The organism is Roseixanthobacter liquoris, from assembly GCF_043195135.2.
Taxonomy (GTDB): domain Bacteria; phylum Pseudomonadota; class Alphaproteobacteria; order Rhizobiales; family Xanthobacteraceae; genus NCEH01.
In genome coordinates this window covers 3,259,025-3,273,324 of record NZ_CM195537.1, presented here as the reverse complement: position 1 = coordinate 3,273,324, position 14,300 = coordinate 3,259,025, and the positions used below count along the sequence as shown (strand labels likewise).

General features: G+C 67.9%; 12 protein-coding genes and 1 CRISPR repeat array. Of the genes, 10 read left to right on the top strand and 2 right to left on the bottom strand.

Going from position 1 to position 14,300, the window contains the following annotated elements; translation table 11 throughout:
* The first annotated feature begins 52 nt into the window (after positions 1 to 52).
* The 9 genes from V5F84_RS14770 (at position 53) to V5F84_RS14730 (ending at position 9,357) form a co-directional block, all read left to right on the top strand.
* Positions 53 to 283, top strand: coding sequence for a twin-arginine translocase TatA/TatE family subunit (locus V5F84_RS14770; RefSeq protein ID WP_394043738.1), 231 nt, complete (start codon positions 53 to 55; stop codon positions 281 to 283).
* A 55-nt stretch (positions 284 to 338) separates the two neighbouring features.
* The gene (gene tatB / locus V5F84_RS14765; RefSeq protein WP_394043737.1) at positions 339 to 959 is read left to right on the top strand and encodes a Sec-independent protein translocase protein TatB; all 621 of its coding nucleotides are present in this window, start codon (positions 339 to 341) and stop codon (positions 957 to 959) included.
* Positions 956 to 1,756, top strand: a complete 801-nt coding sequence (tatC, locus tag V5F84_RS14760) for a twin-arginine translocase subunit TatC (RefSeq protein WP_394043736.1) — start codon at positions 956 to 958, stop codon at positions 1,754 to 1,756. The genes tatB and tatC overlap by 4 nt, the downstream gene beginning before the upstream one ends.
* Before the next feature lie 103 nt (positions 1,757 to 1,859).
* Positions 1,860 to 3,329 carry a serine--tRNA ligase gene (gene serS / locus V5F84_RS14755; RefSeq protein WP_394043735.1) on the top strand — a complete coding sequence of 490 codons (1,470 nt, stop codon included), beginning with the start codon at positions 1,860 to 1,862 and terminating at the stop codon, positions 3,327 to 3,329.
* 186 nt (positions 3,330 to 3,515) lie between these two features.
* Positions 3,516 to 4,283: a 5'/3'-nucleotidase SurE gene (surE, locus tag V5F84_RS14750; protein ID WP_394043734.1), complete on the top strand. Its 768-nt coding sequence runs from the start codon at positions 3,516 to 3,518 to the stop codon at positions 4,281 to 4,283.
* Positions 4,284 to 4,364: 81 nt separating this feature from the next.
* Positions 4,365 to 4,688 carry a hypothetical protein gene (locus V5F84_RS14745; protein ID WP_394043733.1) on the top strand — a complete coding sequence of 108 codons (324 nt, stop codon included), beginning with the start codon at positions 4,365 to 4,367 and terminating at the stop codon, positions 4,686 to 4,688.
* A 135-nt stretch (positions 4,689 to 4,823) separates the two neighbouring features.
* Positions 4,824 to 5,126, top strand: a complete 303-nt coding sequence (locus V5F84_RS14740) for an FAD assembly factor SdhE (protein WP_394014882.1) — start codon at positions 4,824 to 4,826, stop codon at positions 5,124 to 5,126.
* Between the two features lie 103 nt (positions 5,127 to 5,229).
* Complete coding sequence (gene mfd, locus V5F84_RS14735) at positions 5,230 to 8,742, top strand: transcription-repair coupling factor (protein WP_394043732.1); 3,513 nt, start codon at positions 5,230 to 5,232, stop codon at positions 8,740 to 8,742.
* A gap of 117 nt (positions 8,743 to 8,859) precedes the next feature.
* Positions 8,860 to 9,357 carry a hypothetical protein gene (locus V5F84_RS14730; protein WP_394043731.1) on the top strand — a complete coding sequence of 166 codons (498 nt, stop codon included), beginning with the start codon at positions 8,860 to 8,862 and terminating at the stop codon, positions 9,355 to 9,357.
* Between the two features lie 48 nt (positions 9,358 to 9,405).
* Here the strand turns inward: V5F84_RS14730 and V5F84_RS14725 are convergent, their stop codons facing one another.
* Complete coding sequence (locus V5F84_RS14725) at positions 9,406 to 9,852, bottom strand: hypothetical protein (RefSeq protein WP_394043730.1); 447 nt, start codon at positions 9,850 to 9,852, stop codon at positions 9,406 to 9,408.
* A 211-nt stretch (positions 9,853 to 10,063) separates the two neighbouring features.
* Here V5F84_RS14725 and greA point away from each other — a divergent pair, with 211 nt between their 5' ends.
* Positions 10,064 to 10,543: a transcription elongation factor GreA gene (gene greA, locus V5F84_RS14720; protein ID WP_394043729.1), complete on the top strand. Its 480-nt coding sequence runs from the start codon at positions 10,064 to 10,066 to the stop codon at positions 10,541 to 10,543.
* 59 nt (positions 10,544 to 10,602) lie between these two features.
* Positions 10,603 to 12,137: direct repeats of the CRISPR family, unit length 31 nt; unit sequence GTTTCGATCCACGCCCCCGTGAGGGGGCGAC.
* A gap of 209 nt (positions 12,138 to 12,346) precedes the next feature.
* On the opposite strand, the gene V5F84_RS14715 is transcribed toward greA, so the two are convergent.
* Positions 12,347 to 14,131, bottom strand: coding sequence for an extracellular solute-binding protein (locus V5F84_RS14715; protein ID WP_394043728.1), 1,785 nt, complete (start codon positions 14,129 to 14,131; stop codon positions 12,347 to 12,349).
* Positions 14,132 to 14,300 lie beyond the last annotated feature (169 nt).

Below are 14,300 nucleotides of genomic sequence, written 5' to 3'. Positions count from 1 at the left end.
CGCAAAGCCGCGCGATCGGCGCCGTGCGCGCGACGTTTTTGGAGGAAGTGTGATGGGTTCGTTGAGCATCTGGCACTGGATCATCGTGCTGGCCGTGGTGCTCCTCCTGTTTGGTCGCGGCAAGATCTCCGACCTGATGGGCGACGTGGCCAAGGGCATCAAGTCCTTCAAGAAGGGCCTGGCGGAAGACGACACGCCCGCGCCGGCCTCCGCGCCGGAAGCGCCGCGTCCGATTCCGCACCAGGCATCGGCTGCACCCGAGGCAGAGAAGAAGGCCGTCTGAGGCTTCATTCGGGCGCTAGAGGAGGCCGCGGCTGAGCCGCAGGCATTGAGCCGTCATGTTCGACATCGGCTGGTCTGAGCTCATGTTGATCGGCGTTGTCGCGCTGATCGTCATCGGGCCCAAGGAATTGCCATCGGTTCTGCGCACCGTGGGGCGCACGGTCACCAAGCTGCGCCGCATGGCGGGCGAGTTCCAGGGGCAATTCCAGGATGCCCTTAGGGAAGCGGACCTCTCGGACATGCGCAGCGAGATCGGCAACATTGCCGAGAGCGCGAAATCCTCTTTCCCCGGGTCGGACGTGTTCGACCCGCTGCGCAGCATCCGCGAGGAGATCCGCTCCACGGTCGAGGGCACGGCCACGCCTGCCGCCTCCGGCGACGCGCTCCCCGTGGACCCGCCCGTGGTTGCCAAGACCCTTTCGCCCCATGAGGCCGCCGCCATGAGCGCTGCGGCCGCGATCACCGCCGCCACCGCCCAGATCGTGGTTCCCGCGCAGGCCGCATTGCCCGGCGCGGGGGCGGCGGAAGGGGCGCCGGTTCAGGCCGCGCCCACCGTCGCCGTATCCAGCGAGCCTCTCGTGCCCTTACCGCCCCCCGCCGCCGAGCCGACCCTTCTCGCGCCGCCCGCCGAGGCGACCGCGCTGCCCGCTCCCGACGCGGACGGGCCGCGCCCATGAGCACGGACGATATCGACGCCTCGAAGGCGCCGCTCATCGAACATCTGATCGAGCTGCGCTCGCGCCTGATCAAATCGGTGATCGCGTTCCTGATCGCCTTCTTCCTCTGCTTCATGCTGGCGAAGCAGATCTACAATATCCTGCTGTGGCCCTATGAATTCGCCTCCGGCTTCGCGCCCGGGGTGAAGCTCATCTATACCGCGCCGCAGGAATTCCTGTTCACCCAGATCAAGCTCGGCATGTTCGGGGCGGCGTTCATCTCCTTCCCGGTGGTCGCGACGCAGATTTACATGTTCGTGGCGCCGGGCCTCTACAAGCACGAGAAGAATGCGTTCGTTCCCTACCTGATCGCGACGCCCATCTGCTTCCTGATCGGCGCGGCGTTCGTCTATTTCGTCGCCATGCCGCTGGCCATGACCTACTTCCTCGGGATGCAGCAGGCGGGCGGCGACGGGCGGGCGGAAATCTCGCTGCTGCCGAAGGTGAGCGAATATCTCTCGCTCATCACCACGCTGATCCTGGCGTTCGGCATCTGCTTCCAGCTGCCGGTGATTCTCACCCTGCTGGCGCAGGTGGGGGTGGTGACGGCGGACATGCTCACCAAGGCGCGGCGCTATGCCATAGTCGGGGTGTTCATCCTGGCCGCCGTGCTCACCCCGCCGGATGTGATCAGCCAGCTGTCTCTTGCGATCCCGACGCTGCTTCTCTACGAGATTTCGGTCTATCTGGTGCGCATCGTCGAGAAGCGGCGGAACGCGGCGGAAGCGGCCCGCGAGGCTGCCGAAGCGGCGGACTGAGGCTCCCAAGGGGCGCATCCCACACTGTTCGGCGAGGGATGAAGCCTCACCGTCCCGAGGGGGCGGCGCGGCCCCGTCGCCTTTTCGCGGCGGAGCCGGTTTCATGCACGATATCAAATGGATCCGCGAGCAGCCCGAAGGCCTCGTCACCGCCCTGACGCGCCGCCGCGTCGATGGGGCGGAGGCGGTTGCCCTGCGCGACAAGCTGCTGGCGCTCGATGAGCAGCGCCGCGCCACCCTCACCACGCTGGAAGGCCTGCTCGCCCGCCGCAATGCGGCCTCGAAGGAAATCGGCCAGGCCAAGGCGGCGAAGGACGAGGCCCGCGCCGCCGCCCTCATGGAGGAAGTCGGCCGGCTGAAGGTGGATGTTCCGGCGCTTGAGCAGGAAGCAAAGGCGCTCGACGCCGCGCTGACCACCGAGCTTGCCGCCATCCCCAACGTGCCGCTGGACAGCGTGCCGGATGGCGCGGACGAGCACGACAATGTGGAGAAGAGCGTCTCCGGCACCAAGCCCGTTTATGATTTCGCGGCGAAACAGCATTTCGAGGTGGGCGAAGGCCTCGGCATGATGGATTTCGACACGGCGGCGAAGCTTTCGGGTGCGCGCTTCGTGGTCAATAAGGGCCCGCTGGCGCGCATGGAGCGGGCTCTGGGGCAATTCTTCCTGGACGTGCACACCGAAGAGCACGGCTATACGGAAGTAAATCCGCCGCTGCTGGTGCGCGACGAGGCGATGTTTGGCACCGCGCAATTGCCGAAGTTTCGGGATGATCAGTTCGCCGCCGTTTCACAGGAGCTGGTTTCTCCTTCCGAATATCACTTGTCCTTTCCAGACCCTGGTCGCCCTCACTTCGACTTCATTGGAAATCGGTCTGAGGAACTTCGAAAGAGCTGGGGTGGAAAAGTCTTTCTGAGTGGCGAAGGGTCCTTTCAAGAGCAGATCAGGCCACTCATTGAAAAGGCGCTCTGGCTCATCCCCACCGCCGAAGTCCCGCTGACGAACCTCGTCCGCGAATCCATCCTCTCGGAAGAAGAGCTCCCCCTGCGCCTCACCGCCTGCACGCCGTGCTTCCGGGCCGAGGCCGGGTCGGCGGGGCGCGATACGCGGGGCATGATCCGGCAGCACCAGTTCACCAAGGTGGAACTGGTCTCCATCACCACGCCGGAAAAATCGCTGGAGGAGCACGAGCGCATGCTCGCCTGCGCCGAGGCGGTGCTGAAGAAGCTGGACCTGCATTATCGCGTGGTCACGCTCTGCACCGGCGACATGGGCTTTGCCTCGCAGAAGACCTATGACATCGAGGTGTGGCTGCCGGGGCAGGGGATGTATCGCGAGATTTCCTCCTGCTCGGTGTGCGGCGATTTCCAGGCCCGCCGCATGAACGCCCGCTATCGCCCGGCGGAGAGCAAGAGCCCGCGCTTCGTCCACACGCTGAATGGCTCCGGCGTCGCGGTCGGCCGTGCGCTGGTGGCGGTGCTGGAGAATTACCAGCAGGAGAACGGCGCGGTCGCCGTTCCCGCCGCGCTCGCGCCTTATATGGGCGGGCTCAAGGTGATCGAGAAATTGAAATAGGCGGTTCGGCCCGGGCCCGGCTGCGGCCCACGCCCTGCCGAATACCTCCCCCTTTCGTTGCAGCGGGCGCCCACTCCGGGTAAGCAGCGCACTTCGGGTGCCGCCGGCCGACCCTGGCCAGCGCGCGGCGCCGCGCGCCATTCCACGCGACCGGCACCGGCCGGCCGCACACGAGGACCCATTCCCATGCGCATCCTGGTGACCAATGACGACGGCATCCACGCGCCGGGCCTCGATGCATGCGCCCGCATCGCCCGCGCCCTGTCGGACGATGTGTGGGTGGTGGCGCCGGAGACCGACCAGTCGGGCGTCGCCCATTCGCTGTCCCTTAGCGATCCGCTGCGCCTGCGGCAGGTGGAGGCGCAGCGCTTCGCGGTGAAGGGCACGCCCACCGATTGCGTCATCATGGCGGTGCGCCACCTCATGGAAGGCAAGGCGCCGGACCTCGTGCTCTCGGGCGTCAACCGCGGGCAGAACATCGCCGAGGACGTGAGCTATTCCGGCACCGTGGCGGGCGCCATCGAGGGGACGATCCTCGGCATTCCCTCCATCGCCTTGTCGCAGGCGTTCGGCCCGGCAACGCGCGCCAATCCCTCCTACGACACCGCCGAGGCCCATGCGCCGGACGTGATCCGCACCTTGCTGAAGGAGGGCATCCCCGCCGGCATCCTGGTGAATGTGAATTTTCCGGATCGCCCGCCGCGCGACGTGCAGGGCATCGCCGTGACCGCCCAGGGCCGGCGCGACCAGAATCTCATGCGCATCGATGCGCGCCAGGACGGGCGCGGCAATGCGTATTACTGGATCGGCTTCGAGCGCCGCGTCTTCGGCACCGTGCCGGGCTCGGACCTGCGGGCGCTGGACGAGGGCCGCATCTCCGTGACGCCGCTGCGGCTCGACATGACCGACGAGCCCTTCATGACCCGCCTCGCCCAGGTGTTCGAGGAAAAGTAACCGTAAGATAGCTTGAGCTTCACTGTGCCGGGGGTTGTTCGCCGCCTAATCTTGGGTCTCGACTCACTCAAGGGGGCGTGGATGCGCGCAAAGTGGATGGCGACGCTGGCGGTTGCCGGTTTGTTGAACGGGGCGTGTTCGAGCGCCTGGGCTTTTCTTGAGCCGGCACCGCCGCCGGCCCCCGTGCACCTTGCGGGCAAGACCGGAGTCGGCATCACCACCCTGGGCGGGGTCGCGCTCGGCATGGGCTTCGCGCTGCCCGCCTCCATGATCCTCACCGCCGGCTATGTGGCCGTCACGCAGCATCGGGAACTCACGCAGACCGAGGCCACCGAGACCTTCTTCGGCACCCTCATCCCGCCGCTCGGCCTGTATTATCTCGGCCGCGATCTCTCCAAGAAATAGCCGCCGCGCCGGCGCGCGCCCGGCACTGGCCAGCGCGCTTCAAAAGCGACTATAAGCATTGGCACGGACGGGCTCCCAAGGGCCCGGCCGCGCTTTGCTGTTGCGCGCGCCGGATCGCGCGGGAGGATGCCAATCGTGACGGGAACCGAGAAATCGAGCGCAGGGCTGGATGTACGCCGCAGGCGCATCCTGTTCCGGGCCTGGCATCGCGGCACGCGGGAGATGGACCTGCTCATGGGCCGCTTCGCCGATGCCGAGATCGAGACCCTCACCGAGGACGAGGTGACCGCGTTCGAGATCCTCATCGAGGTGGAAGACCCCGACCTGATCTCCTGGATCGGCGGCAATGTGCCGGTGCCCCCCGACCATGACACCGAGATATTTCGCCGGCTCCAGGGCTTCCATTTGTCCGGCCGGGGCGTGCCGCGCGGGCTCTAGCGCCGGTCCCGTGTCCTTGCGCGCCCCTCGTTCTTGAAGAGTCCGGCCCCAGGGCCATCGGGACGGGCCGAATTTGGCCCGCCCGTCCAATTGGAACCGATCCGTGAAGCGTCCCCGTCCCCTTGCCGAAGACATCGCCCCCGGCGTGCCGCTGACCCTCTCGCGCGTGCCGGACGGGCTGGAAGGCCTGATCGTCGCCGATCTCGCCCGCTCGCTCGCCGCGAAGAAGAACGCGCCTTGGCCGAGCCTCGTCGTGCTGTGCCGCGATGGCCAGCGCATGGCGGCGCTGGAGCGGGGACTGGCCTTCTATGCGCCCGAGCTGGAGGTGCTGACCTTCCCCTCCTGGGATTGCCTGCCCTATGACCGCGCCTCGCCCAACGGCGCCATCGTGGCGCGGCGCATGTCCACGCTGGCGCGGCTCGCCCGCGTGCGCGGCGGGGAGGCGAGCGTCCTGCTCACCACGGTGAACGCCAGCGTGCAGCGCGTGCCGGCGAAGGAGGTGCTCGCCGCCCAGTCCCTCGCCGCGAAGCCCGGCAATGCCATGGCGCTGGAAGGCATCGTGGAATGGGCGGAGCGCAACGGCTATCTGCGCACGCCCACCGTGCGCGACACCGGCGAATATGCCGTGCGCGGCGGCCTGATCGACCTGTTCCCGCCGGGATTGGCGCAGCCGATCCGCCTGGATTTCTTCGGCGACACGCTGGAAAGCATCCGCGCCTTCGATCCGGAGACGCAGCGCACCTCCGGCCAGATGTCGGCGCTGGAACTGGTGCCCATGGCCGAGTTCCAGCTGACCTCCGACACCATGCGCCGCTTCCGCATGGCGTATCTGGCGGAATTCGGCGCCAACACCAAGGGCGACACGCTCTATGAGGCGGTCAGCGAAGGCCGCCGCCATGCCGGCATGGAACATTGGCTGCCGCTGTTTCACGAGGGGCTGGACACGCTCTTCGACTATCTTGAGGGCATCCCCCTCGTCGTCGATCCGCTCACCGAGGAAGCGGCGGGCGAGCGCATCGGCCAGATCGAGGAATATTACGCCGCCCGCAAGGAAGCGCTGGCGCTGGCCGGCGGCGGCGCGGTCTACAAGCCTTTGCCGCCGGACCGGCTCTATCTCTCCGGCAAGGAATGGAGCGGCCGGCTCGCCGCCTCGGCTTTGGTGCGCATCTCCTCCTTCGCGACGCCCGAGACGTCCCGCGGCAAGGTGATCGACATCGGCGGCGTGCAGGGCCGTTCGTTCGCGGCCGAGCGCGCCGACCCGGAGGTGAATGTCTTCGACCTCGCGGTGGAGCATGTGCGCACGCTCCAGAAGACCAAGAAAGTGATCCTCGCCGGCTGGTCGGAAGGCTCGCGCGAGCGCCTCGGCACCGTGCTCGCCGATCATGGGCTGAAGGACACCACGGCGATCTCCCGCTTCGCCCTGCTGGATGCGCTGCCGAAGACCAAGGCGGCGCTGGCGGTCTATGGGCTGGAAGTGGGGTTTGAGACGCCCGACTTCGCCATCATCGGCGAACAGGACATTCTCGGCGACCGCCTCGTGCGGCCCAAGCGCAAGGCGCGGCGCGCGCAGGATGTGCTCTCCGAGCTGAACGCGCTCACCGCCGGCGACCTCGTGGTGCATGTGGACCACGGCATCGGCCGCTTCATCGGGCTCAAGGCCATCGAGGCCATGGGCGCGCCGCACGATTGCCTGGAGATCCATTATGCCGGCGGCGACAAGCTGTTCCTGCCGGTGGAGAATCTCGAACTCCTGACGCGCTACGGCTCGGAGGATACCGAGGCCCAGCTGGACAAACTGGGCGGCGGCGGCTGGCAGACGCGCAAGGCGCGGATGAAGAAGCGCATCCGCGAGATGGCGGGCGAGCTCATCAAGATTGCCGCCGCGCGCCAGCTCTCGCAAGCGCCGCGCCTCGTGCCCGCCGCCGGTCTCTATGACGAATTCCGCGCCCGCTTCCCTTATGAGGAGACCGACGACCAGCAGGCGGCCATCGAGGCGGTGCTGGACGATCTCGGCTCCGGCCACCCCATGGACCGCCTGGTGTGCGGCGACGTGGGCTTCGGCAAGACGGAAGTGGCGCTGCGCGCCGCCTTCGCGGTGGCGCTTTCCGGCAAGCAGGTCGCGGTGGTGGTGCCGACCACGCTGTTGGCGCGCCAGCATTTCCGCACCTTCACGGAGCGGTTCAAGGGCCTGCCGGTGAACATCGCCCAGGCCTCCCGCCTCGTCACCGGCAAGGATCTCACGGCGGTGAAGGCTGGCCTCGCCGACGGCCATGTGGACATCGTCGTCGGCACCCATGCCCTGCTCGGCAAGGGCATCCATTTCCGCGACCTCGGCCTCGTCATCGTGGACGAGGAGCAGCATTTCGGCGTCGCCCACAAGGAGCGGCTGAAGGCGCTGCGGGCGGAGGTGCATGTCCTCACCCTGACCGCGACGCCCATTCCCCGCACGCTGCAACTCGCCATGACGGGCGTGCGCGAACTCTCCCTCATCGCCACCCCGCCGGTGGATCGCCTCGCGGTGCGCACCTTCATCACGCCGTTCGACCCGCTCACCATCCGCGAAGCCCTGCTGCGCGAGCGCTATCGCGGCGGCCAGAGCTTCTATGTGGTGCCGCGCATCGACGATCTCGCCGAGGTGCGCGAGTTCCTGGAAAAGCAGGTGCCGGAACTCAAAGTGGCGGTGGCCAACGGCCAGATGGCGGCAACCGCCCTGGAAGACATCATGTCCGCCTTCTACGACGGGCAATATGATGTGCTGCTCTCCACCACCATTGTGGAAAGCGGGCTCGACGTGCCGAACGCCAACACGCTGATCGTGCACCGCGCCGACATGTTCGGCCTCGCCCAGCTCTACCAATTGCGCGGACGCGTCGGCCGGGCGAAGGCGCGGGCCTATGCGCTGTTCACCACGCCCGCCTCAAAGCCCATGACCACCCAGGCCGAGCGGCGGCTGAAGGTGCTGCAATCCCTGGAGACGCTCGGCGCCGGCTTCCAGCTCGCGAGCCACGATCTGGACATTCGCGGCGCCGGCAATCTGCTCGGCGACGAGCAGTCCGGCCATATCAAGGAAGTCGGCTACGAGCTGTATCAGGAGATGCTGCAGGAGGCGATCGCGCACCTCAAAGCCGGCATCACCGAGATCGCCGCCGACAAATGGTCGCCCAACATCACCATCGGCATGCCGGTGCTGATCCCGGAAGATTATGTCACCGACCTGCATGTGCGCCTCGCGCTCTACCGGCGCCTTGCGGACATCGAGACCGATGCGGAGCTGGATTCCTTCGGCGCCGAGCTGGTGGACCGCTTCGGCCCGGCACCGGAGGAGGTGACGCACCTGATCCGCCTCACCCAGATCAAGGCGCTGGCGCGTCGCGCCAATGTGGGCAAGGTGGATGCCGGCCCGAAGGGCGTGGTGCTCGCCTTCCGCGACAACCAGTTCGCCGATCCCGCCGGCCTCGTTCAGATGATCAACGCCGAGGGGCCGCAGGCCAAGGTGCGGCCGGACTTCAAGGTGGTGTTCCTGCGCGAATGGCCCAGCGCCGAGGCGCGGCTGAAGGGCACGCTGTCCGTGCTCAAGAAGCTCGCCGCCCTGGTGGAGAAGCGCCGGGTGGCGTGAGGCGCGTGCGGCGCAAAAAAATGATCGCGCGCCCCGCGCCGTTAATCTCCTCTTGGATTAGTCTTGTTCCGGGATACCGCCGGGGCATGGGCCCCGGCATGGCATTGGGGGGACGGCATGTTCGATCCGACGACCTTCACCGGCTTTCATACCTGGCTCAGCCTGATCGCCATCGCCTCCGGCATCCTGGTGGTCGCGGGGCTGCTCGGCGGGCGCGGCAAGCCGGTCACGACCGCCTTGTTCCTGTTCACCGCCATTCTCACCAGCGGCACGGGATTCGGCTTTCCGTTCAATGGCGTGCTGCCCTCCCACATCGTCGGAGCGATCGCTTTGCTGGTGCTTGCGGTGGCGGTGATCGCGCGCTACGGCCGCCACATGATGGGCGCATGGCGCCGCGTCTATGCCATCACGGCGGTGATCAGCCTGTATTTCCTGGTGTTCGTGGCGGTGGCGCAGGCGTTCCAGAAGGTGCCGGCGCTGCGTGCGCTCGCCCCCACCGGGGCCGAGCCGCCGTTCGCCATCGCCCAGGTGAGCGTGCTCGTGGCCTTCATCGCGCTCGGCTATTTCAGCGCGCGGCGCTTCTCGCGCATCACGGTCCGCTCCGCGCTGGCCTGAGCCGGGCGCGGAGCCTCACCCCTTATGGCGCGTCCCGATGGGGACGCGTCAATTGCTGGTGGTCGGCGCCGGGGCCGGCGGGTTCGCCGTCGTGACCGGCTGAGCCGGGGCCGGCGCGGGGCTCGCCGCCGTGGGGGCGGGTGCCGGTGCGGCGGGGCTCGCAGCCGCGGGCGTGCCGGGGGCCGATGCGGGCGTGGGCGCCGGGGTGGACGTGGAAGCCGCGCTGGTGGTCTTCGACTTGGTCGCCTTCTGCGTCTTGCTCGCGGTGTGCTTTTTCACCTTGGTGTTCTGGGGAATGCCCAGCACGCCCTTCACGCCGCCGACCACGCCTCCGGTGACGCCGCCGACGGCGCCCCCCACGGCCGCGCCCACGGGACCGGCGGCATTATTGCCGACCGCCGCGCCTTCCTGGGCGCCGCGCACCACGCCCTGCGCGGCCACGGGGCCGGTGAGCGCGGCAAGGCCGACGAAGGCCAATACGATGCTTGTCTTCATGGCTCGGATCTCCTCTTTTTGAAAGAACGCGACGCAAGTGGCACGGTTCCGTTGGGGCGGCTCGCAGGGGAGGGGCCCGGTTTTCCCACGACCCTGGGGAAAGGCGGCGCCGTCGGGCGGGGACGGGATGGAACGGCATGCTTTGCTGACTATATGAGAAGGACGTTTCCTTCCGCGCCGGCGCGGCGCCCAGCCCCGAAACCCTGTTGCGATGTCTGTTGCCTTCACCCGCGAAAACGATCTTGAAGCCACCGCCGCCGATCTGCCCGACCGCCCGATTTCGCCCCATCCCAATCTGGTGACGGTTGAGGGGCTGGCGGCGCTGGACGCGGCCCTGGCGGACGCGCGGGCGGCCTATGGCGCGGCGCAGGCGCAGGGCGAGGTCCAGGCGGACCGCACCGCCATGGCGCGGGCGACGCGGGACCTGCGCTATTTCACGGCCCGGCGCGCCAGCGCCCGCCTGGTCGAGCCGGAGCCCGGCGCCGACACGCTCCAGTTCGGCATGCGCGTGACTTTCGAGCGCGCGGACGGGCGCCGCCAGACCTATCGCATCGTCGGCGAGGACGAGGCGGACCCGGCACAGGGCTCGGTCTCCTATGTCTCGCCGCTGGCGCGCGCGCTCATGGGCAAGGCCGTGGGCGATGTGGCCCAACTGGCCGGCGCCGAGGTGGAAGTGGTGGAGATCGCCTAGGGTCGGGCGCCGGTGGGCAGGCGACGCACGACGGTGTCGATCATGCCCCGCCCGCCTCTATTTCGATCCACGCCCCCGTGAGGGGGCGACGATTGCCGAGATCGTCCTTCCGGGCGACCGGCGTGTTTCGATCCACGCCCCCGTGAGGGGGCGACTGCCGGATCAGCTGCTCGCCCTCGGCCGTGTCGGGTTTCGATCCACGCCCCCGTGAGGGGGCGACACCAAGGGGCACCGCCCCGCCCGGCCGTTTCTCGTTTCGATCCACGCCCCCGTGAGGGGGCGACCATGGCGATCTACACCGACTCCGTGGTGGATTCGGTTTCGATCCACGCCCCCGTGAGGGGGCGACTGATCTCGTCCTGCGGGCTCTTCAGGTTGCGAATGTTTCGATCCACGCCCCCGTGAGGGGGCGACTCGCCCCCGGAGCCGGCCACAGGGTAGCTAGCGCCGTTTCGATCCACGCCCCCGTGAGGGGGCGACTGTCGCTGTCGCCGGTGGGTGGGGTCGCGCCGCTGTTTCGATCCACGCCCCCGTGAGGGGGCGACTTCCCGCCTCCTTCGATCATCGCGTACCAGCGATAGTTTCGATCCACGCCCCCGTGAGGGGGCGACCGGGCAATATTGGCGAGAGATCCTTCGCCGCAATTGTTTCGATCCACGCCCCCGTGAGGGGGCGACATCGTCGGCGCTTATTTCGGCGGGCGAACCGTCGAGTTTCGATCCACGCCCCCGTGAGGGGGCGACGCTCGGGAAACACGTCACCCCGCAGGATGCCGCTGTTTCGATCCACGCCCCCGTGAGGGGGCGACCGCCTGAGGCGCGTCCGGTGACGCGCCGGGCACCGGTTTCGATCCACGCCCCCGTGAGGGGGCGACGGGAATACATCCTCTCCCGCCGCATCCAGCGGATGTTTCGATCCACGCCCCCGTGAGGGGGCGACGCCCTGAATGACCGCCACAACGCCGCTCGGGAGCAGTTTCGATCCACGCCCCCGTGAGGGGGCGACCTTCCTCATTGGAAAGATCGCGCTCGGCGCCGATGTTTCGATCCACGCCCCCGTGAGGGGGCGACGACTCACCCCCGCTTCAGGGGCAAGCTCACATGAGTTTCGATCCACGCCCCCGTGAGGGGGCGACAGCACCGGCTTTGAGCCGGTCAGCACCTTCATGTCGTTTCGATCCACGCCCCCGTGAGGGGGCGACCGAAGGGCGGCGCGGTTGCGCCATTCCCTCTCTGTGTTTCGATCCACGCCCCCGTGAGGGGGCGACAGAGCCCTTTTGACGTTTCCGAATCCGAGATCGACGTTTCGATCCACGCCCCCGTGAGGGGGCGACCCTAGCCCGCCGCCAGAACATCGCCGCGCCAGACGTTTCGATCCACGCCCCCGTGAGGGGGCGACGGCGCGATCCGACCAACTGGCACATGGTGTTGCCGTTTCGATCCACGCCCCCGTGAGGGGGCGACACGCTCAAGCAATGGCAAGTCACGATCAAGGGGATGTTTCGATCCACGCCCCCGTGAGGGGGCGACTACCCCGGCAGCGCAACGCCGCCGATCGACAGGGGTTTCGATCCACGCCCCCGTGAGGGGGCGACCCCCAAATGTGTAAGATGCTGAAGCCACGCACAAGTTTGGCGCCGTTCCGCGAACCCCGGCCTGGGGGCGCCTCCAGCATGGCGGGAGGGCGGCCGGGCGCGGGAGAGGTGCAAGGAAATCAAGCGGCTGAAGCCGGTGCGAACCGCCGGGGATAAAAGCGCACGCTTGGGGTTCGCGCCACCCTCCCGGCAGCGGGCGCCGCGCCGCTTCACTGCGGCGTGTGCCACCAGGTTTCCGGCAAGGTGCCATAGAGCGAGGGCTGGCCCGGCAGGTGGATCGTGCTCCAGCGGGCGAGCCATTGGCCGGGCGCGTGGAACAGCGGCACCCCATAGGCGCCGGAAATCAGCACCCGGTCCAGCGCCCGCGAGGCGGCCACGAGGTCGGCCCGGCTGCTGGCTGCGATCATGGCCGCGATCAGCGTGTCGGCGGCGGCGCTCTTCATGCCCATGTAATTGCGCGTGCCCGGCTGGTCGGCGGCGGCCGAGCCGAAATAGAAGGCCTGCTCGTTGCCGGGCGAGAGCGACTGCCCCCACACGAAGGGCACCATGTCGAAATCATAGGAATTGCGCCGCGCGTCGAACTGCACCGCATCGACGATCCGCACATTGGCCGCGATGCCGGCACGCGCCAGCTGGCTGGCGAAGGCGAGGCACAGGCGCTCCTGCTCGCGGGTCATCACCATGATCTCGAAGCGGAACGGCTCGCCCGTGTCGACGCGGCGCAGCTTCGTGTCCTTCAGCTGCCAGCCGGCTTGCGCGAACAGGTCGAGCGCCGTCTTCAGCCGCAGCCGGTCGCGGCCGGTGCCGTCGGCGGCGGGCGGGGCATAGGTGCCCTCCAGCACGTCGGCCCGCACCGCCCCGGGGAAGGCGGCGAGCATCGCCCGCTCGGCCGCATCCGCCTTGCGCCCGATGGCGGAAAGCTCCGAGCCGTCGAAGAAACCGGCGGTACGGGCGTAGAGGCCGTGGTAGAAATTGCGGTCGAGCCAGGCGAAATCGAACAGCTCGATGATCGCCCGGCGCACCCGCACGTCGGCGAACACCGCCCGCCGCGTGTTGAACACCAGGGCGTAATGGGGCTTCGGTAGCCCGGTGGGGATAACCTCTCGGGTTACCTCTCCGGCGCGTGCAGCAGGAAAATCATAGCCGGTTTCCCAGCGGCCCGGATCGCTTTCGAACCGCGCATCGACAAGCCGACGCTTAAAAGCTTCGAATTCGCTGTTTTGTTCGCGGAAATAGTCGAATCGAAGTTGCGAGAAGTTGTTGAATCCGCGATTCGTCGGCAGGTCGCGGCCCCAATAGGAGGGGTCCTTGGCCAAGGTCACGCTGGCGCCCGGCTCCACCGCCGCCACCTTGTAGGGCCCGGACCCGAGCGGCGGCTTCAGGCTGGTTTCCTCGAATTTATCCGGGTCGGTGGCGTGGCGCGCGAACACCGGCATCAGCCCCATGATGAGGGGCAACTCCCTGTCCGGGCTCATGAAATCGAACCGGACGACGCGGTCGGCGAGAACCTGCGCGCGGGCGATCTTGCCATAATAGAGGCGATGGTTCGGCCGCCCCTTCTCCCGCAGGAGCTGGTAGGAAAACACCACGTCATCCGCCGTCACCGGCGTTCCGTCGGAAAACCGGGCGCGCGGGTCGAGGGTGAAGGTCACAAAGCTGCGCTGGGGGTCGGTTTCCACCTCCTGAGCCAGCTGCGCATAGAGGGTGAAGGGCTCGTCGAAGCCCCGCACCATCAGGCTTTCCACCACGTTGTTGCGGATGAAGGCGGTGGAAGATCCCTTTACGATGAAGGGGTTGAGGCTGTCGAACGTGCCGGGGAGGGAGAGCGTCAGCCGTCCGCCCTGGGGCGCCGCCGGATTGGCATAGGCGAAATGGTCGAACCCCGGGGGGTAGGCCGGTTCCCCATGCATCGCGATCGCATGCGCCGGCTGAGCACCGGCAGGCACCGGCCCGAAAAGCAGCAGCGCGAAGAGGATGGCGGCAGCCTGTCGCATGGGCAGGTGTTCGTGATCTCCAGCAGCGACGCTGTCGTGTGACAGCCGCAATGTTGGGCAAGGTATCACATCCGCACACGGAAGCGGTTCCCCGTCACCGTGTTGCCTCAATTGACACCGACAGAGCCGAGGTTAAGAGGGGTCCAGCCGATCCACCCGGCCGGTGCCA

Coding starts and splice junctions, on each gene's coding strand:
- tatB (WP_394043737.1), top strand. CDS start 339: ATGTTCGACATCGGCTGGTCTGAGCTCATGTTGATCGGCGTTGTCGCG.
- surE (WP_394043734.1), top strand. CDS start 3,516: ATGCGCATCCTGGTGACCAATGACGACGGCATCCACGCGCCGGGCCTC.
- V5F84_RS14725 (WP_394043730.1), bottom strand. CDS start 9,852: ATGAAGACAAGCATCGTATTGGCCTTCGTCGGCCTTGCCGCGCTCACC.
- V5F84_RS14715 (WP_394043728.1), bottom strand. CDS start 14,131: ATGCGACAGGCTGCCGCCATCCTCTTCGCGCTGCTGCTTTTCGGGCCG.
- V5F84_RS14730 (WP_394043731.1), top strand. CDS start 8,860: ATGTTCGATCCGACGACCTTCACCGGCTTTCATACCTGGCTCAGCCTG.
- serS (WP_394043735.1), top strand. CDS start 1,860: ATGCACGATATCAAATGGATCCGCGAGCAGCCCGAAGGCCTCGTCACC.
- V5F84_RS14770 (WP_394043738.1), top strand. CDS start 53: ATGGGTTCGTTGAGCATCTGGCACTGGATCATCGTGCTGGCCGTGGTG.
- tatC (WP_394043736.1), top strand. CDS start 956: ATGAGCACGGACGATATCGACGCCTCGAAGGCGCCGCTCATCGAACAT.
- V5F84_RS14745 (WP_394043733.1), top strand. CDS start 4,365: ATGCGCGCAAAGTGGATGGCGACGCTGGCGGTTGCCGGTTTGTTGAAC.
- greA (WP_394043729.1), top strand. CDS start 10,064: ATGTCTGTTGCCTTCACCCGCGAAAACGATCTTGAAGCCACCGCCGCC.